14 protein-coding genes are annotated in these 20,050 nt (G+C 54.0%); 4 read left to right on the top strand and 10 right to left on the bottom strand.

Annotated elements, in window-relative coordinates:
* Positions 1 to 29: 29 nt before the first annotated feature.
* The 5 genes from RHM56_RS05695 to sdhC form a co-directional block, all read right to left on the bottom strand.
* Positions 30 to 2,861 (bottom strand): 2-oxoglutarate dehydrogenase E1 component, encoded by a 2,832-nt coding sequence (locus RHM56_RS05695; protein ID WP_322239422.1) that lies wholly within the window; start codon positions 2,859 to 2,861, stop codon positions 30 to 32.
* Positions 2,862 to 3,121: 260 nt separating this feature from the next.
* Positions 3,122 to 3,826, bottom strand: a complete 705-nt coding sequence (locus tag RHM56_RS05690; protein ID WP_322239420.1) for a succinate dehydrogenase iron-sulfur subunit — start codon at positions 3,824 to 3,826, stop codon at positions 3,122 to 3,124.
* Between the two features lie 11 nt (positions 3,827 to 3,837).
* On the bottom strand, positions 3,838 to 5,613 hold the full coding sequence (gene sdhA / locus RHM56_RS05685) for a succinate dehydrogenase flavoprotein subunit (RefSeq protein ID WP_322239418.1): 1,776 nt from the start codon (positions 5,611 to 5,613) through the stop codon (positions 3,838 to 3,840).
* Between the two features lie 3 nt (positions 5,614 to 5,616).
* Entirely contained in the window at positions 5,617 to 5,985 is a 369-nt protein-coding gene (gene sdhD / locus RHM56_RS05680) for a succinate dehydrogenase, hydrophobic membrane anchor protein (protein WP_003446906.1), read from the bottom strand.
* On the bottom strand, positions 5,979 to 6,365 hold the full coding sequence (gene sdhC / locus RHM56_RS05675) for a succinate dehydrogenase, cytochrome b556 subunit (protein WP_019408939.1): 387 nt from the start codon (positions 6,363 to 6,365) through the stop codon (positions 5,979 to 5,981). The genes sdhD and sdhC overlap by 7 nt, the downstream gene beginning before the upstream one ends.
* Positions 6,366 to 6,716: 351 nt before the next feature.
* On the opposite strand from sdhC, the gene gltA reads away from it, so the two are divergent.
* Positions 6,717 to 8,006, top strand: coding sequence for a citrate synthase (gltA, locus tag RHM56_RS05670; protein ID WP_019408940.1), 1,290 nt, complete (start codon positions 6,717 to 6,719; stop codon positions 8,004 to 8,006).
* A 357-nt stretch (positions 8,007 to 8,363) separates the two neighbouring features.
* On the opposite strand, the gene RHM56_RS05665 is transcribed toward gltA, so the two are convergent.
* The 3 genes from RHM56_RS05665 to RHM56_RS05655 form a co-directional block, all read right to left on the bottom strand.
* Entirely contained in the window at positions 8,364 to 10,022 is a 1,659-nt protein-coding gene (locus tag RHM56_RS05665) for a cation acetate symporter (protein WP_322239415.1), read from the bottom strand.
* Complete coding sequence (locus RHM56_RS05660; protein ID WP_322239413.1) at positions 10,019 to 10,330, bottom strand: DUF485 domain-containing protein; 312 nt, start codon at positions 10,328 to 10,330, stop codon at positions 10,019 to 10,021. The genes RHM56_RS05665 and RHM56_RS05660 overlap by 4 nt, the downstream gene beginning before the upstream one ends.
* Before the next feature lie 223 nt (positions 10,331 to 10,553).
* Complete coding sequence (locus RHM56_RS05655) at positions 10,554 to 11,408, bottom strand: glycine betaine ABC transporter substrate-binding protein (protein ID WP_322239411.1); 855 nt, start codon at positions 11,406 to 11,408, stop codon at positions 10,554 to 10,556.
* Between the two features lie 281 nt (positions 11,409 to 11,689).
* Between RHM56_RS05655 and RHM56_RS05650 the strand changes: the two genes are divergently transcribed.
* Positions 11,690 to 13,246, top strand: a complete 1,557-nt coding sequence (locus RHM56_RS05650; RefSeq protein ID WP_322239409.1) for a beta (1-6) glucans synthase — start codon at positions 11,690 to 11,692, stop codon at positions 13,244 to 13,246.
* A 236-nt stretch (positions 13,247 to 13,482) separates the two neighbouring features.
* On the opposite strand, the gene RHM56_RS05645 is transcribed toward RHM56_RS05650, so the two are convergent.
* A complete protein-coding gene (locus RHM56_RS05645; protein WP_322239407.1) occupies positions 13,483 to 13,848 on the bottom strand; it encodes a hypothetical protein in 366 nt (121 codons plus the stop codon).
* 320 nt (positions 13,849 to 14,168) lie between these two features.
* Here RHM56_RS05645 and RHM56_RS05640 point away from each other — a divergent pair, with 320 nt between their 5' ends.
* Positions 14,169 to 15,467 (top strand): serine/threonine protein kinase, encoded by a 1,299-nt coding sequence (locus tag RHM56_RS05640; RefSeq protein WP_322239406.1) that lies wholly within the window; start codon positions 14,169 to 14,171, stop codon positions 15,465 to 15,467.
* Complete coding sequence (locus RHM56_RS05635) at positions 15,460 to 16,248, top strand: VacJ family lipoprotein (protein ID WP_322239404.1); 789 nt, start codon at positions 15,460 to 15,462, stop codon at positions 16,246 to 16,248. The genes RHM56_RS05640 and RHM56_RS05635 overlap by 8 nt, the downstream gene beginning before the upstream one ends.
* A gap of 114 nt (positions 16,249 to 16,362) precedes the next feature.
* Here the strand turns inward: RHM56_RS05635 and RHM56_RS05630 are convergent, their stop codons facing one another.
* The gene (locus tag RHM56_RS05630) at positions 16,363 to 20,049 is read right to left on the bottom strand and encodes a sugar-binding protein (RefSeq protein WP_322239402.1); all 3,687 of its coding nucleotides are present in this window, start codon (positions 20,047 to 20,049) and stop codon (positions 16,363 to 16,365) included.
* Position 20,050 lies beyond the last annotated feature (1 nt).

The raw sequence follows: 20,050 nt of genomic DNA, 5'->3' as shown, positions 1-20,050 counted from the left end.
CTTAAATTCGGTTTCAGTGCGCGAAGGCGTTAAACAGTGAACGCGTCTTGCAACAGTTTGGCCTGTTGCTCGGCGTGCATCGATGCGTAACCACAAGCAGGTGCAGCAGAAGCGTCACGGCCCGCGTACTCAAGTACGAGAGATTTATCGTGACCGCCAATGATGCGGCGCATGTGATGCTGGCTGCAGTACCAGGCACCCTGGTTCATCGGCTCTTCCTGACACCAGACAATGTGTTTGGCGTTTTTGTACGGGGCCAGGACTTCAATCAAGTCGTCCTCAGGGAATGGGTACAGCTGCTCAAGACGCACGATGGCGATGTCATCACGACCTTCGGCACGGCGTTTTTCCAACAGGTCGTAGTAGACCTTGCCGCTACACAGCACGATACGACCGACGTTGGCCGGATCTTGTGCATCGATTTCTGGAATAACGGTCTGGAACGAACCTTCGGCCAGATCTTCCAGTGTCGAGATTGCCAATTTGTGACGCAGCAACGACTTCGGTGTCAGAACTACCAGCGGCTTGCGCAGCGGGCGGATGACCTGACGGCGCAGCAGGTGGTAGATCTGCGCTGGCGTGGTAGGCACGCACACCTGAATGTTGTGCTCGGCGCACAGTTGCAGGTAACGCTCAAGACGTGCAGAGGAGTGCTCTGGGCCCTGACCTTCGTAGCCGTGTGGCAACAGCATGGTCAGACCGCACAGACGGCCCCACTTGTGCTCGCCGCTGGTGATGAACTGGTCGATAACAACCTGAGCACCGTTGGCGAAGTCGCCGAACTGGGCTTCCCAGATAACCAGCGCGTTTGGCGTGGTTGTCGAGTAGCCATATTCAAACGCCAATACCGCTTCTTCGGACAGCAGCGAGTCGTACAGGTCAAAGCGAGGCTGACCTTCGTACAAGTGCTGCAGCGGAATGTAGGTGCTGGCATCTTTCTGGTTGTGCAACACAGCGTGACGGTGCGAGAACGTACCGCGGCCGATGTCTTGACCGGTCATGCGAATCGGGTGACCTTCGAATGCTAGGGTCGCGTATGCCATGGTTTCGGCATAACCCCAGTTGATCGGCAGGCCGCCGGCTTGCATTTTTTGACGGTCTTCGTAGATCTTCGACACCTGGCGCTGCATGACGAAGCCTTCTGGAATTTCCAGCAGCTTGGCCGACAGTTCTTGCAGGGTCTTGAGATCGAAACGCGTGTCGTGGCGCGCAGTCCAGGCGTGGCCCAGGTACGGACGCCAGTCAACGAACAGTTCTTTGTTCGGCTCTTTGACCAGACTTTTCACAACATGCAGACCGTTGTCCAGCGCGTTGCGGTATTCGTCGATCTTGGCCTGAACGCGATCTGCGTCAACCACGCTTTCGTGTGTCAGACGCTCGGCATACAGCTCACGGGTGGTGCGCTGTTTGGCGATTTGCTGATACATCAACGGCTGAGTACCGTTTGGCTCGTCGGCCTCGTTGTGACCGCGACGGCGGTAGCAGAACAGGTCGATCACGACGTCACGCTTGAACTGCATGCGGTAGTCGATAGCCAACTGGGTCACGAACAATACGGCTTCCGGATCATCACCATTTACATGGAGGATCGGCGCCTGGATCATTTTCGCGACGTCGGTGCAGTACTCGGTCGAACGGGAGTCTTCCGGATTGCTGATGGTGAAGCCAACCTGGTTGTTGATCACCAGGTGAACGGTACCGCCAGTCTTGAAGCCGCGTGTTTGCGACATCTGGAAGGTTTCCATGACCACGCCCTGACCTGCGAATGCAGCGTCACCGTGGATGGAAATAGGCAGCACTTTTTCGCCAGTGGTGTCGTTACGACGGTCTTGGCGGGCACGTACCGAACCTTCAACCACTGGAGAAACGATTTCCAGGTGGGAAGGGTTAAACGCCATCGCCAGGTGAACTTCGCCACCCGAGGTCATGACGTTGGAGGAGAAGCCCTGGTGGTATTTAACGTCACCGGAACCCAGCTCGATCTTCTTCTTGCCTTCGAACTCGTCGAACAGGTCGCGCGGGTTTTTACCGAAGGTGTTGACCAGTACGTTCAGACGACCACGGTGGGCCATGCCGATAACGATTTCTTTGGTGCCGTAGTTGCCCGAACGCTGGATCAGCTCGTCCAGCAAAGGAATCAGGCTCTCGCCGCCTTCCAGGCCGAAACGTTTAGTGCCCGGGTACTTGGTGCCCAAGTACTTTTCCAGACCTTCAGCCGCAGTCACGCGCTCAAGCAGATGGCTCTTGATGTCAGCTGAGTAGGTCGGACGGCCACGTACGCTTTCGAGACGCTGTTCAAACCAGTGGCGTTGCTCGGAATCGACGATGTGCGTGAACTCGGCGCCAATGGTGCGGCAATATGTCTGCTGCAACGCTTCGAGAATTTCGCGTAGGCTCGCTTCCTCTTTGCCGATATACAGGTCGCCGGCACGGAAGGTCGTATCAAGATCGGCATTGGTCAAGCCGTAATGATTGATCGACAGGTCTGCAGGTGCAGGACGCTGCCACAGCCCCAGCGGATCAAGCTGGGCTGCCTGGTGGCCGCGCATCCGATAGGCCTGGATCAATCGCAGCACTTCAACCTGCTTCTTCTCGTGCTCACTGCTCACGCTCCCGGCAGATACCGGTTGAGCACGGCGCTGGTTCTTTGCCAGCAGCACGAAATGGTCGCGGATTGTGGAGTGCGAAACATCGTTGGCAGAGTTGCCGTCAGTAGGCAACGTCTGAAATTTGGTGCGCCATTCTTCTGGCACAGCGTTAGGGTCGTGCAGGTAGAGCTCATAGAGCTCTTCCACATAGGCAGCGTTACCACCTGAAAGATAGCCGCTGTTCCACATGCGCTGCATCACGCTTTCTTGCATGCTTGGTCACCCTCGGTTAGGGGACACCATCGGCGAAAACACCACAGCACACTTGAGAAAGTCCGAATACAGCGACTAAAACAAGCCACTTAGGATCACGCTGATAGTCCGGGTACCAGCCCGGATGCCCCTGCTGGTCTCATTTCTTCAAAATAAGAGCCGCAACTTTGTGAGCTGCTGCTCAGGTTATAACTACGGCGCCGGTTGAAGCCTGCGCCGTAGCATCTACGGGTATAGCGGTGTTGCGTTACAGCTTTGAATCACACGCCGCTTTGCAGCAGCATGCTACGCACGTGACCGATGGCCTTAGTCGGGTTCAGGCCCTTCGGACACACGTTGACGCAGTTCATGATCCCGCGGCAGCGGAATACGCTGAACGGGTCATCCAGTGAAGCCAGACGCTCGCTGGTCTTGGTGTCACGGCTGTCAGCCAGGAAACGATAGGCTTGCAGCAGCGCAGCAGGGCCCAGGAACTTGTCCGGGTTCCACCAGAAGGACGGACACGAAGTCGAGCAGCACGCGCACAGGATGCACTCGTACAGACCGTCGAGCTTTTCACGCTCTTCTGGCGATTGCAGACGCTCAATGGCCGGAGCCGGCGTATCGTTCTGCAGGAACGGCTTCACCTTCTCGTATTGCTTGTAGAAGATGCTCATATCGACGACCAGGTCACGGATAACCGGCAAACCTGGCAGAGGACGAACGATCAACTTGTTACCTTTTACAACGGAGGACAGCGGCGTTACGCACGCCAGGCCGTTCTTACCGTTGATGTTCATGCCGTCGGAGCCGCAAACGCCCTCACGGCAAGAGCGACGATAGGAGAAACCTTCGTCCTGCTCTTTGATCAGGGCCAGTACGTCCAGCACCATCAGGTCTTTACCGTGGGTATTAACCTGAAACTCTTGCATGAACGGCGCGGAGTCTTGATCCGGGTTGTAGCGATAAACACTGACTTTCAACATATCGGCCACCCTTAGTAAGTCCGAATCATAGGTTCAAAGGTCGGAACGGTTTTCGGCGAGAAGTTCACCGCACGCTTGGCTACGCGCTTGTCACCCGGGAAGTACAGGGTGTGGCACAGCCAGTTAACGTCGTCACGATCTTCGAAGTCTTCACGGGCGTGAGCACCGCGCGATTCTTTACGAACTTCAGCAGCGATTGCAGTCGCTTCAGCCACTTCGAGCAGGTTTTGCAGCTCAAGGGCTTCGATACGGGCCGTGTTGAATGCCTGGCTCTTATCGTTGATTTTCACGTTAGCGATACGCTTGCGCAGATCAGCCAGCTGGGCAATGCCCTTCTGCATGTATTCGCCAGTACGGAATACACCGAAGTAGTTCTGCATGCAGCTTTGCAGCTCTTTACGCAGGGTTGCTACGTCTTCGCCATCTGTACGCGAGTTCAGGCCATCCAGACGCGCCAGAGCAGCGTCGATGTCGGATTGACGTGGACGCGCGTAATCAACGCCTTCTTTCAGGGTCTGCTCAAGGAACAGGCCGGCTGCACGGCCGAATACCACCAGGTCGAGCAACGAGTTGCCGCCCAGACGGTTGGCACCGTGAACCGATACGCACGCCACTTCTCCTACTGCGAACAGGCCAGGGATGATCTGGTCGTTGCCGTCGGCGTCCTGAGTGATTGCCTGGCCATGAATGTTGGTGGCAACGCCGCCCATCATATAGTGGCAAGTTGGAACAACCGGGATCGGCGCCAAGGCCGGATCGACGTGAGCGAAGGTCTTGGACAGCTCCATGATGCCTGGCAGACGGCTGTGCAGAACTTCTTCACCCAGGTGATCAAGTTTCAGCATTACGTGGTCGCCATCTGGACCGCAACCGTTGCCCGCGATGATTTCTTTAACCATCGAGCGCGCAACAACGTCACGACCCGCAAGGTCTTTGGCGTTCGGAGCGTAACGCTCCATGAAACGCTCGCCGTGCTTGTTGATCAGGTATCCACCTTCACCACGGCAACCTTCAGTAACCAGTACACCGGCGCCGGCAATACCGGTTGGGTGGAACTGCCACATTTCGATGTCTTGCACCGGTACGCCTGCACGCAGGGCCATGCCGATACCGTCACCGGTGTTGATCAGGGCGTTGGTCGTCGAGGAGTAGATACGGCCTGCACCGCCAGTCGCCAATACGGTGGCGTTAGCACGAACGTACGAAGTCTCGCCGGTTTCGATGCAGATAACGATCATGCCGACGAAATCGCCCGCTTCGTTCTTCACCAGATCGACGCCGTAGTATTCGTTGAGGAATACAGTGCCCGCCTTGAGGTTAGCCTGGTACAGGGTGTGCAGCAGTGCGTGACCGGTACGGTCAGCAGCAGCGCAAGTACGCGCAGCCTGGCCACCTTTACCAAAGTCCTTGGACTGACCGCCGAAAGGACGCTGGTAGATACGGCCTTGCTCGGTACGGGAGAACGGCAGACCCATGTGCTCAAGTTCAAACACGGCTTCCGGGCCTACGGAACACATGTATTCGATAGCGTCCTGGTCACCGATATAGTCGGAACCCTTGACGGTATCGTACATGTGCCAGCGCCAGTCATCGTTTGGATCCGCGGACGCGATCGCGCAGGTGATACCACCCTGAGCCGATACGGTGTGGGAACGAGTCGGGAAAACCTTGGTGATTACGGCAGTCTTGTGACCGCCCTGAGCCAGCTGCAGCGCAGCGCGCATGCCAGCACCGCCGCCGCCAATGATAATGGCGTCGAACGAAAGTGTATTAACTGTGTTAGCCATGAATCAGATACCCCAAAGAATCTGCACACCCCAGACGAAGTAAGCGAACATTGCAACGCCGCAGACTGCCTGGAAGAGGAAACGTACTGCTGTCGCGGACTTGCCCAGCGCCATTGGCGTCAGGTAGTCAGTCGCGATGGTCCACATGCCGACCCAGGCGTGAGCGCCCAGAGCAACCAGGGCCAGCAGGCTGAAGATACGCATCCAGTTGCTTGCGAACAGTTCGTGCCATTGGGCGTAGCCAATGCCAGGGTTCGCAACGAGGTATCCGATCAGGAAAATGAAGTAAGCCGCTAGAACGACCGCAGAGACACGTTGTGCCATCCAGTCATAGAGGCCCGAACGCGACAGGTTCGTAACGCTGGTTACCATATCCAAACTCCCGCCAGAACAATCATCACCACAGAAATGACGATTACGATTTTTGAGCCCAGCTTGCCGCCTTCCAGCGTCTCACCGATGCCCATATCCATGATCAAGTGGCGCACACCGGCAACCAAGTGATACAGCAAGGCAGATAGCAGGCCCCATGCAATGAATTTGGCCAGCGGGCTGGTCAAGCATGCCTTCACCTCAGCAAAACCTTCTTCTGAACCCAGGGATTTGCTCAATGCATAAAGCATGAAGCCCAGGCCGAGAAAAAGAATGATGCCCGATACGCGGTGCAGAAACGACGTAACGCCGGTGATGGGGAGTTTGATGGTCCTTAGGTCTAGGTTTACAGGTCGTTGGCTATTCACGGCTTTTTTCACACTGAAGAGCCCCTAACAATCAGGGCAAGTTTGTTGGGATGCGCACTGGTCAGGTACCCACCACCCGGGAGTGACGACCCCCATCTAAACAGGCCCAAAAGCCTCTGGCGGTCGGCTGCCGAGTATAGACAGTTAGGTTACTAATGACAACGCAATCACCTCCCCCCTAATAGCTCATTGCGCTTGCGCTATAAAAGGCGTAAATGGCAGGGATAATCGCCCAAAATGACTCCCCAAAGCCTTGTACAGCAAGACTTTAGGCAAATTGACATTCAAATTTATCTCACTATAGTGGTGCGGGCCCTGCGTGGGGGGTCTGTCTGATGATTTCAAGCATAAATAGGAGGCCACATGGCTGACAAAAAAGCGCAGTTGATCATCGAGGGCGCAGCCCCCGTCGAGCTGCCCATTTTAACTGGCACCGTTGGTCCCGATGTAATCGATGTGCGAGGCCTGACGGCCACGGGCCGGTTCACATTTGACCCTGGTTTCATGTCGACCGCGTCCTGCGAGTCGAAGATCACCTATATTGATGGTGACAACGGGATCCTGCTGCATCGCGGCTACCCGATCGAACAACTGGCTGAACACTCTGACTACCTCGAAACTGCCTACCTGCTGCTGAATGGCGAACTGCCGACCGTAGAACAGAAGGCTCAGTTTGTCAGCACCGTAAAAAACCACACCATGGTTCACGAACAGTTGAAGACGTTCTTCAACGGCTTCCGTCGTGACGCCCACCCGATGGCGGTCATGTGCGGTGTAGTTGGCGCACTCTCGGCCTTCTACCACGACTCCCTGGACATCAATAACCCGCAGCATCGCGAAATTTCCGCGATCCGTCTGGTTGCCAAGATGCCAACCCTGGCGGCAATGGTTTACAAGTACTCCATGGGGCAACCCATGATGTACCCGCGTAACGACCTGAGCTACGCCGAAAACTTCCTGCACATGATGTTCAACACACCGTGCGAGATCAAACCGATCAGCCCGGTGCTGGCCAAGGCCATGGATAAGATCTTTATCCTGCACGCCGACCACGAACAGAATGCCTCGACGTCCACTGTACGTCTGGCAGGTTCTTCGGGGGCCAACCCGTTCGCCTGTATCGCTGCGGGCATCGCGGCACTGTGGGGCCCTGCTCACGGCGGCGCCAACGAAGCTGTTCTGACCATGCTCGACGAAATTGGCGATGTGTCCAACATCGACACGTTCATCGCCAAGGCCAAGGACAAGAACGATCCATTCAAACTGATGGGCTTTGGTCACCGCGTTTATAAAAACCGCGACCCACGCGCCACAGTGATGAAAAAAACCTGCGACGAAGTGCTTAAAGAGCTGGGAATCAAAAACGACCCGCAACTCGAACTGGCCATGCGCCTCGAAGAGATCGCGCTGACCGACCCGTACTTCATCGAGCGCTCGCTGTACCCGAACGTCGACTTCTACTCGGGAATCATCCTCAAGGCGATCGGCATTCCAACCAGCATGTTCACCGTAATCTTCGCCCTGGCGCGGACAGTCGGCTGGATCTCGCACTGGAAAGAAATGCTCTCCAGCCCGTACAAGATTGGCCGCCCGCGCCAGCTGTACACCGGCTACGAGTCGCGTGACATCACCAAGCTTGAAGACCGCAAGTAAGACCCGTCATTCCACGATAGTGTCTTAGCTGCACCGAATACGGCCTCTATTTAATAGAGGCCGTATTTTTTTGCGCCCACAAAAACCAAGCCAATTTCGTAGCAGTTGTCGAGCCTGCGAGGCTACGTCCGATTGCGAAGCAGTCGTAAAGTCATACGCTGCGGTGTATCAGTTCAACCTAGCATTAGCGTTTGCGACTGCTGCGCAGCCGGACGTAGCCTCGCAGGCTCGGCAACTGCTACGGGTTTTGCAGTTGCCATAAATGTCGCAGTAAATAAAAAATCCCCCTGCCTCACGACAGGGGGATCTCATTAAACAGACCGCTTCTAAACTTGCAGCTAAAAACTTGCCGCTGCTTTAGTGATCCACCGCCCCACTCGCCCCAAGACCCGTCTGCGAACGCACAAACTGCGGGAAGAACAGCGCACGCTCTTTCTCTGCCGCCTTGGATTTGTCAGTGATCGAGAAGAACCAGATACCCACAAACGCAATGATCATGGAGAACAGTGCCGGGTATTCGTAAGGGAAGATCGCCTTTTCATGGTGCAGGATCTGTACCCAAATGGTTGGGCCCAGAACCATCAAGCCAACAGCGCTTATCAGACCCAACCAGCCACCAATCATGGCACCGCGTGTGGTCAGGTTTTTCCAGTACATGGAAAGCAGCAGTACCGGGAAGTTGCAGCTCGCCGCAATGGAGAACGCAAGGCCCACCATAAACGCGATGTTTTGGCTTTCAAACAGAATGCCCAGACCAATCGCCAGCACGCCGAGCGCAACGGTGGTGATTTTGGAGACGCGAATTTCTTCTTTGTCGTTGGCCTTGCCCTTCTTGATCACACTGGCATACAAGTCGTGAGAAACCGCCGATGCACCCGCCAGCGTCAGACCCGCAACCACCGCCAGAATCGTGGCGAAGGCTACCGCGGAGATAAAGCCCAGGAAGATACTGCCGCCCACCGCGTCCGCCAAATGCACGGCCGCCATGTTGTTACCACCCAGCAAAGCGCCTGCTGCGTCTTTGAAGTCCGGGTTGGTGCTCACCAGAATGATCGCGCCGAAACCGATGATGAACGTCAGGATGTAGAAGTAGCCGATAAAGCCAGTGGCATAGAACACGCTCTTACGGGCTTCTTTCGCATCACTCACGGTGAAGAAGCGCATCAGAATGTGCGGCAGGCCAGCAGTACCAAACATCAACGCCAAGCCTAGGGAGAATGCCGAAATCGGATCCTTCACCAAACCGCCAGGGCTCATGATCGCTTCACCTTTAGGGTGAATTTTGACCGCTTCGGCAAACAGCGAGTTGAAATCAAAGTTCACGTGTTTCATGACCATCACAGCCATGAACGTCGCGCCGGACAGCAACAACACGGCCTTGATGATCTGCACCCATGTGGTTGCCAGCATGCCGCCGAACAACACGTACAGGCACATCAGGATGCCCACCAAAATCACCGCAACGTGGTAATCCAGACCGAACAGCAACTGAATGAGCTTGCCCGCGCCTACCATTTGCGCGATCAGGTAAAACGCCACCACCACCAGCGAACCGCAGGCAGACAGCGAGCGGATCTGGGTTTGACCCAAGCGGTATGAGGCGACGTCAGCAAAGGTGTACTTGCCCAGATTACGCAGACGCTCTGCGATCAGGAACAAGATGATCGGCCAGCCCACCAGGAAGCCGATCGAATAGATCAGGCCATCGTAGCCAGAGGTGTAAACCAGCGCGGAAATACCCAAGAAGGACGCGGCAGACATATAGTCGCCGGCAATCGCCAGGCCATTCTGAAAGCCAGTGATCTTGCCGCCCGCTGCATAGTAGTCCGCCGCCGACTTATTACGCTTTGATGCCCAGTAAGTGATGCAGAGGGTCGCGCCTACAAACACGACGAACATGATGATCGCCGAGATATTAAGCGGTTGTTTTTGCACTTCACCAGTCAGGGCATCAGCCGCCCAGACCGCCGGTGCAAAGGCAGCAATGCCCAGTGTTGCCAATAGACGCCCGATCATTGCCCCGCCTCCTTGAGAATCGCATTGTTCAGCTCATCAAACTCGCCATTGGCCCGACGTACATAGATACCGGTCAGAACAAAGGCCGAAAGAATCAGCCCCACACCGATCGGAATACCCCAGGTAATAGACGAAGTCGGGCTTAACTTAGCCCCCATGATGTGCGACCCATAAGCAATTAACAGGATAAAGGCGGCATATAACCCGAGCATGATTGCCGAGAGAATCCAGGCGAATCGTTCTCTTTTTTTGACCAGCTCCTTAAAACGCGGGCTGTTTTGAATCGAGAGGTAGATGCTGTCGTTCATTATTTTTGTCCTCGCAGCACAGATGAGATGGAACGGTTTCACTATTAGGGGGCTTGAAAATCTAAGCCAGACGACTTTAGTAGTAGAACCCAGACCCCTCTGCAGCCCGCGTATTATCTAGTCTGCGCGGACGATGACATCATTGCGCCAGTGCCAAAAACAGAAAAACCGCCTGTCAAAAAAACCAGGCGGTTCTGTGTGCTGCGAGCTAGACACGTCGCGATTATTTAGCGGTCCACTCGGCGACACGCTCAGGGTGTTTGGCAACCCAATCCTTAGCGGCGGCTTCGGGCTTCGCGCCCTCTTGAATAGCCAGCATGACTTCACCAATTTCGTCTTTTGAAGCCCAAGAAAAATGCTTCAAGAAGGCAGCCACTTCAGGCGCTTTCTTATTCAATTCCTCACTGCCGATGCTATTAACCGTTTCTGCGGCTCCAAATACACCCTTAGGGTCATCCAGGAAGCGCAACTTCCACTTGGCGAACATCCAGTGCGGCACCCACCCAGTGACCACAATGGGTTCATTTTTAGCATAAGCACGTCCAAGTTCAGACGTCATCGCAGCCCCGGAACTCGCCTGCAACTTGTAATCCAGGCCGTAGTCCTTAATAGCCTCATCCGCTTTCAACATCACGCCTGAACCGGCATCAATCCCGACTATTTTATTTTTAAAGCCTTTATCGTCTTTCAAATCGGCAATCGATTTCGCCGCCACATACTCCGGCACGATCAAACCAATTTTTGCGTCTTTAAAGTTGGGCCCGTAATCAACCACTTTGTCTTTGTTCTTGGCCCAGTATTCGCCGTGAGTCACTGGCAACCAAGCCGACAACATCGCATCGAGCTTGCCGGTAGCAACGCCCTGCCACATGATCCCGGTGGCAACCGGCATCAGTTTCACCCCATAACCCAGCTTCTGCTTAATAACCTCTGCGGCCACAAACGTCGTGGCCACGCTGTCAGACCAGCCATCTACATAGCCAATGTTGAGGGTCGGCTTGCTCTCTGCACTTGCCAAACCTGCACTCATCGCCAGCACCAAGGCAGCTCCCGCGCTCAAGAGTCGTCGCATCTTCATCTTTGATTCCCCACAGTGCCGGGCCCGACGAGTGCCGGACCACATCAGGATTTCAGGGTTTTATCGACACCCCGTCATAACATGCACCCTGATCATCAACCTCGCCCGCTTAGCGTCCTGCTCTGACGACGACGCTCAGGCAGCCACGAGCGACATCATCAACAACTCCACGCCCGTTGCTCGCGCGGCCGCCCAAACTTTGCATGTCAAAATTATACGGAGCCGCTACCCCTCGCTCATTGCAGGTAAGATGCGCGGCTTTGTTCTTATACGGCCTGACCATGTCTGCGACTGCCCGATTTGCTGTGCTGCCTTATCTCTTCGCCTGCTTACTGGGCGTGTTTGCCATTGCCGGTTTTTGGTATGGGCTGGGTCGGCCAGTAATACTGCCCGATGCCGCCACCCCCACCCATAAACTGCAATGTGCGTCCTACACACCGTTCGATAAGGACCAATCCCCGTTCGACCAGCCTTTTGTGCCGCGCATTGAACGCATGGATGCAGATCTGGCGTTGCTGGCGACGCGCTTTCAATGCATTCGCACGTATTCGCAGACAGGCCTCGAAGCCTTGCCGGAGCTCGCACGCAAACATGGTCTGAAAATCATGAGCGGCATCTGGGTTAACGGTAATGAGGCCGACACCCAAAAAGAAATCAGCGCCCTGGTCGCATCCGCCAACGCCAACTCAGACGTCGTCAGCGCGGTGATCGTCGGTAACGAGACCTTGCTGCGCAAAGAAATCACCGCTTCGAAGCTGGTCGAATTGATCAAGCAAGTTAAAAGCCAGGTCAAACAACCTGTGACCTACGCCGATGTTTGGGAGTTCTGGTTGCAACACCCGGAGGTCGCATCGGCAGTGGACTTTCTGACCATTCACCTGCTGCCTTATTGGGAAGATGATCCGGCAGGTATCGAGCGTGCCCTTAACCATGTCGCAGAAATACGCCAGGTGTTTGGTCTTAAGTTCGCGCCCAAAGACATTTTGATCGGCGAAACCGGCTGGCCAAGCGAAGGCCGTCAGCGCGAAACCGCCCTGCCGAGCCGGGTCAATGAAGCTAGATTCATTCGCGGCTTTGTCACCCTCGCCGAACAAAACGACTGGAAGTACAACCTGATCGAAGCCTTCGACCAACCCTGGAAACGCGCCAGTGAAGGTGCTGTTGGTGGTTACTGGGGACTGTTCGATGCCGACCGCCAAGACAAAGGCATTCTTGCCGGCCCGGTCTCCAATCTGCCGCACTGGCCCGCCTGGTTAGGTGTGGGCGTAGCCCTGTTTCTCGGCACCCTGATCATCGGCGGACGCGTACGCACCACACGCTCCGCCCTGCTGCTGCCCGCTCTGGGCGCCGTAGCAGGATGCAGCATCGTGGCTTGGGCCGAATTGGCCTCGGTGACCAGCCGCTTCGTCGGAGAATGGACATGGGCCGGTGTATTGATAGCGCTTAATCTGATCGTACTCGCCCACGGCGCGTTGGCGCTGGGGCAAAAAGAGGGCTGGCGTGGACGCCTGTTTAACCTGCTGGAGCGCCGTGGCGGCGGGTGGTTGGCAGCAGCGGGGTTCGCGGGTGCGGTCATGATGCTGGGCTTGGTGTTCGAACCGCGCTATCGCAGCTTCCCCAGTGCCGCGCTGATCTTGCCAGCACTGGTCTACCTGCTGCACCCCGTCACCGGACCGCGCCGAGAGTTCGGTCTGCTGGCCTTTATTATTGGCGCGGGCATCCCGCTGCAGCTGTACCGCGAAGGGTTGAATAATGAACAAGCCTGGGGCTGGGCCTTGGTGTGTGTATTGATGGTTATCGCACTGTGGCGCAGCTTGCGTACTTCACACAGACCATAAACCTCGGCAACTCCGGGTTTCCACACCTCCTGTGGGAGCCTGGCTTGCCAGCGATGCAGACAAGGCGGCCCGCAAGCCCCTGTGGGAGCTGGCTTGCTCGCGAATGTATCGACGCGACTCAACAGAAAAAACGCATCGCCTGCATCGCTGGCAAGCCTGGTTCCCACAGGTTTCTGGCTGTATTTGAAGCCTCACAGATCAGCTCTCGCCCGTAAAAAAATACGCAGACTCAGCCTTTAAGCCTTCTTGGCGCGAACCAATCGCAACCCTGCAATCACCACGGCAAACACAGCCAAACTAGCGTTGTAGAGCGCCAATGCGGGCAAACCAAACAGTAAAGCCAGAACTGCCAGCCCACTGCCAAAACGCCCGCGCACAAAAAAAGCAATGACTGACGTTACCAGCGCCGCCCAGCCCATGACCCTGAAGTGAATCAACCAGCCCAGGTTTGAGCGCAACTGGCACTCCCAACGCGTAGCTTCGGCAGCACACGCCCCCACCCATTGCGGGTCTTCCATAAAGCCGTAACGCAGGCCATAACTGACCGCCAACCAAACAGGCAAGGCTATTAGCAGCATGACCAACGGCAAACGCGGACGCATAGATAACTCCAATAGACAAAAGCGGCGCCCAGCTTAATCGCCCCTAATGGGTATGCAACCCTTGCAAACAGATAACTGTTCACTAAAGTCATTCAACGTGTATCTTCAGGCGACAATTTGCCTGTGTGGGTCTGTACGAAATGTTTTCGAGCGAAGGTTAATTCTGTTTTCAACGCCGCATAACCGAGAGCAGATACATTTCGTACAGAGCCTAGGTACAGTCTTGGGGATTTATTTAGTGCCAGACCATGGCACTTCGACTGTAGCCCTGTGGTCATAGCCTGCGAATCTTTTCCGCACCTCTTCTAGGGATAGTCGTCATGCTTCGTTCTCTGCCCTTCGCCGCCTTGCTCTGCGGCCTTATTTTGAGTGCGTCCGCACAGGCGGTCGATGTCGACCCCACAACGTATGGCTACCCCCTTAAAAACCCGTTTGAGGCCACGATTGCCACAACTCCGCCAGAGATGCGCCCGCTGCTTCCAAGTGTGGATGACATCAATCAGTCGGATTACACCCTGCAGTTGCGCCCGGAACGCGAGTTCACGCTGCCGGCCAACTTCTGGGCGGTTAAAAAGCTCACTTACCGGATGGCCAAGCAAGACCACCCCGCCCCCTTGATGTTTCTGATTGCAGGCACCGGCGCGCCCTATGACAGCAGCCTCAACGAATACCTGAAAAAGCTCTTCTATCAAGCCGGCTACCATGTGGTGCAACTGTCATCGCCCACCAGCTATGACTTCATGAGCGCGGCCTCACGTTTTGCCACCCCAGGTATCAGCCAATACGACGCCGAAGACCTGTACCACGTGATGCAAGCCGTGCGCGCGCAACAGGCCAATGTTCCCGTTACCGAGTATTACCTTGCCGGTTATAGCCTGGGCGCACTGGATGCAGCCTTCGTCAGCCACCTCGACGAAACGCGCAAAAGTTTCAACTTCAAAAAAGTGCTGATGCTCAACCCGCCGGTCAACCTCTACACCTCTATCAGCAACCTCGACAGACTGGTGCAGACCGAAGTCAAAGGCATCAATAACAGCACCACGTTCTACGAACTGGTACTGAACAAACTCACCGAGTACTTCAAGCAAAAAGGTTACGTCGATATCAATGCCGCGCTGGTCTACGACCTGCAGAACTCTAAAGAACGCCTGACCAACGAACAGATGGCGATGCTGATCGGCACCATGTTCCGCTTCTCGTCGGCCGACATTGTGTTCACCTCGGACCTGATCAACCGCCGCGGTCTGATCACGCCACCCAACTACCCGATTACCGAAGGCACCAGCCTGACGCCGTTTCTCAAGCGCTCACTGCTATGCGACTTCGATTGCTACCTGACAGAACAAGTGATCCCCATGTGGCGCGCCCGGACCGACGGCGGCAGCTTGTTGCAACTGATCGACCAGGTCAGCCTGTATGCCCTGCAGGACTATCTCAAAAACAGCCCGAAGATTGCCGTCATGCACAATGCCGACGACATCATCCTGGGCCCTGGCGATCTTGGATTTCTGCGCAAAACCTTCGGCAACCGCCTGACCGTCTACCCGTATGGTGGCCACTGCGGCAACCTCAACTACCGCGTCAACGCCGACGATATGCTGGAGTTCTTCCGTGGCTAAACATCTATGGCTTCTCGCCGCCTTACTCAGCGCTGGTTACGCCCAGGCAGACAACAGCAAGGCCAATATCGAACCCACTCACGACGTTGACGGCTTTACCCAGCCGTTAAAACTGTTGAAATTCAACCCCGGTCTGGACCAGCGCGAATTTGAACGCGCAACCATGAACGCGCTCAACGTCTATGACCCGCTGGAATCGATCAATCGGCGTATTTATCACTTCAACTACCGCTTCGATCAGTGGGTATTCCTGCCTGTGGTGGATGGCTATCGCTATGTCACGCCGAGCTTTCTGCGTACCGGTGTGAGTAACTTTTTCAACAACCTTGGCGATGTGCCCAACCTGTTTAACAGCTTGCTGCAACTCAAAGGCCAGCGCTCTATGCAAACCACCGGGCGTTTGCTGTTGAACACGACGCTGGGTATTGGCGGACTGTGGGACCCAGCCACCGCCATGGGCCTGCCGCGCCAGAGCGAAGACTTCGGGCAAACACTGGGGTTTTATGGCGTGCCTGGAGGGGCGTACCTGATGCTGCCGATCCTGGGCCCGTCAAACCTGCGGGACACCACCGGGTTGGTGGTCGACTATGGCGCCAATCAGGAAATCAACTTCCTTAATGTGCCGCACGAAAGCACCCGCCATCCGGAAATCTGGGTGTTGCAAGCCATCGACAAACGCTACAGCACCAGTTTCCGATATGGGCAATTCGACTCGCCATTTGAATATGACAAATTGAGGTATATCTATACCGCAGCACGAAAACTGCAGATTGCCGAGTAAAAAGCTGGGGCTGAACGACTTGGCTCAGTCCCAGCACATCAAGTGCTTTAACTCCAATATCACAAGTTAAAAAACCTCCAGCACATAGGGGAGAGGCTGATCACGTTTGAATGCTTACACTTGAGCCGTCGTTACCTTCTTCAATCTATTAAGCGAGTCATATTCAAGCGTCCGACCTGCCTCATCCACTCTCAAGTTGCCATGACTGTCATAGTCCAACACGATTTCAGCCGGATAAATCTGATCATGTGTATTAAGAATCCGTGTTAACTGTACAGGGTCAGCGTCACATTCGTAGAAATATCTGGCCACGTTAGTGATATCCCCAGAAGTAGTGATAACCCGCGTAATGTTATCTAGATCATCAAAGAAAAACTCCTGCTTGGTGATCACCTGCCCATATGGGTCCACTGGAGACTGTATACCTTCACAGGTATAGCGTTGCAGGCGTGAGCGTGGTTCATATTCATACGTTTCTTTACGCAACAGGGTTTCCCCTTCACTCAAGACACGCGAAGCAATTGCGTCGGCCTTGCTGTATGTCTGAGCCAACGCTTGCTGGGTACCGTTAAGGTCAAACTTACGTAGTATTTCACGACCAAACTCATCATAGCCAAGCTCAATGATGACGGACAGTGCAGGTGTTGTTGATGAATCAACTGTCGCAATCGTTTTAGTTTGACCCAAACCGTCATAGGTAAAACTCGATACTAAATTATCTCCCAAGCGAGTAGAGATGATACGACCAGCTGTGTCGTATTCGTAGTTCTGAACCTGACCCAACACATCGGTATAGCTAAGCAGCAACCCTTGCAAGCTATGAACGTAGGTCATATTATTCACGACACCATTTTGCTCAAAGCTCTCACTTTTCAGTTGCCCGGTACTGAAATATTCGCGAGTTAACTTGGACCCCTCTTTCCCCGACATGCTGCAATTGAGCATCCGTGCATTGCGGGGATCATATTCATAGATAGCGGGTGAATCCTCATCGGGCAATATACGCTGAGTTGGTTCTTCACCCAGTTGTGGATTGTACTTATATTCTATTGTTTGAAGACTGGGTGTGGTGACATATCTGGGTTGGGTCTGACCTTCCTCATAGGTATACAGCTGGACTCGGCCGCCTGTGACAGACTTTGTCATTCGATCCAGACCATCAAACTCCTGAAGCCCCAAAACACTGCTATTGACTTTGATCAGCGTGGGCAAATCCTCGGCACTGTGCCGTGCATATTCACGCACTTCTATCGCTCCGCCAGGCAAAGTTCGACTCGTCATTCGATTGAAAGCGTCATACTCATAGGCCGTTGCATGATTGAGCGCATTGATCTCACGGGCTAGGCGGCCCAAACCATCGTATTCTTTTTTATCAATACTGTAGCTAGTGCCGTTCAGGAAAAAACGGCTAACACGCTCCACTTTGCCCAGCAGGTTCATCCAGGCCACAACTTCACCAGTCCTCAACGGCACACTATCGAGTGTAGATTCCTGCCAACTTCTTACGATAGGCCCCCTCCACTCTGCAGACCCAATGGGATCCGTTATTTCCCAGGCTCTAACGTTGTCAGGCCCTACAACACTTTGCTGTTGCCCCCAATCGTCATAATCAAACGTGCTGAGCAAAGGTATATTCTCTGTGCCTCTCCAATCGTAGTTGGTTTCTGAGCTCATATCGCCCAGCGCGTTGTAAGTAGCTTCATAAGTCATACGGAATATTCCGTTTGACTCCGGATTATCAGCGTCATGGCGTTCTTCTTGAACCGGCCGGTTCAGTCCGTCTACATAACTACGCGTTTGCACACCTTTAACATTGGTCGACAACTGGCTAGCACGCTGATTGTCAGCAGAGGTCAAAGAGTAAGAATAATAACGGCTTGCACTGTACTGGGCGTCATTAGGTGCAACTGTTTCACTGGTTACTCGTTGCAAAGCATCATAGGTATAGAGTATTTCTATATCATTGTCGTCTCGAGTCAAAACCGGCTGACCACTGAACAATGAATACTGCAACGTAATGATCTTGCTCTCATTGTCATAACCGGTCACGGTCTGCACCGTTTGAACGACAGGCTCAGCAGCCAAGAGACTATTGAGTACGCTGTATGAATATGTCGTGCACGTTTGCTTAGGTTTCTCATCATCCGGAGAGTTAAAAATGCTCAATTGACTTTCAGACTGGCCATGAGCAAGTACATCATCCGGTTTATTTATCCAGACGTTTTTGGTTTTAAGCAACTCAACAGGCGCCCTACTGCTCAGATCAAATACGCTTTCTGAGCTTGAAACCAACCAGTACTTTTGATCACTCCCGGAGATTGCCGGTAAACTCTTATAGCTATAATGAGTCTCCAACACGTGGGCGCCGGGCGAAAAATCAGCACTTGGAGTAACTCTTTGCATTTTAAGGTTGCGTACGAAACCGTGTGGATCGGCCGGACAGTCATTACCATCACCGTTCGCTGGATAATAATCGTACTCCGTGATGGTGCCACTGACCTCTACTTCTTTCGTCGGATTACCATGTTCATCAAAACTGGATAAAACCGACTGTACACGAGAACGTGTAGCATCATTCTCCAGCGACCACTCGGTATCTATTTGTTTCGGTAACTGGAATTGAGGTGGCTGCTGGTCGAATTCGGCATTGGTGCTATGGTAAGTGGTGGTCACCGTCTGGATACAGTTATTCTGTTTGGTCAGCTCTTCGATCAGCAAGTGAAATCGGTTATACGTGTTTTTGGTAGTCCGTATTGGCTTACCTTTGACCATTACTATACTGGTCGAACTGTAGGTGTAATTACTGGGGGCTTTATAGAGGTTATCAACACCACCCTGCTCCCAACTCACCTGCGCGCCAGCCCCCAAGAAGTTATGCCCGTTTTGATCACCTATACCGGTATAAGCATATTCAGTATGCAGCGCATCTGGATCTGACTCTAGACCGGGATACGACATATGGCGCGTCACGCGAGGCAGATTTCTATCATTACCCGCACCGGTCGGATAAGTATGACCTTCATCATCATAATGAATAGTTTCGCGCCCCCCCACAGGCGTTTTTATTTCTGACAGGCACAAAAAAAAGTCATGAACAAGCATGTAACTCAAGCGCCATGATGCTTTATCGTCTGAGGGTAATACGATGACATTCAGCAATCGCTCCGTTAATCCCAACTCGTAGCGGGCTCTAGGGTTACTCACTCCATCGGGATCGGGTGCAATATCAATCTTTATCGAGTTATCACTGGCATAGTCAATCTCTAGCAACAGACCTTGCTCATCCCGGATGCTCTTTAGGCGCCTGCCAAATTTAGAGGGATCGTAGTCCAGATAAATCGCGTGCCCTGACGCGGCGTAGATGGTGTGTGGCAGGGCGACTAGATTGTCCCCGGAACCATAGTTTTTCAATTCCTCGACCAGCCCGGATTTATGTACAATCCGGTAAGTTTTATTTGCCAAAAAACTGAAGTGAAAGGAGTCAATTTTACGCTCTTTTATCGCGGCATTTTCTCCGCTGCCAGTCACCTTAAAACTTTCCCCCGTACTCAGCGCCAACATCTTGCTGGAGGGTATATATTGGGACAGATTAAGACTCCAGCCTTTGCCAAACCCTGTATCCAGTGTATTAAGCGGGCTGAAGGCAAGTTGTAATGGAAATGAGGGCCCTCGTAAATTATTAGCATTCAATACAGGAAAATTAATACTTACAGTATATTGTCCGGTGCGGGGATCGACACCGTTCTGGAGATAGCTCATAAAATTGAATGCATTGGAATGCACAACACTTGATGCGACCATA

The sequence above is a fragment of the Pseudomonas sp. CCC3.1 genome (assembly GCF_034347405.1).
Classification (GTDB): domain Bacteria; phylum Pseudomonadota; class Gammaproteobacteria; order Pseudomonadales; family Pseudomonadaceae; genus Aquipseudomonas.
The sequence above is the reverse complement of the archived record's forward strand: the minus strand, read 5'-3'. Positions and strand labels throughout refer to the sequence as shown.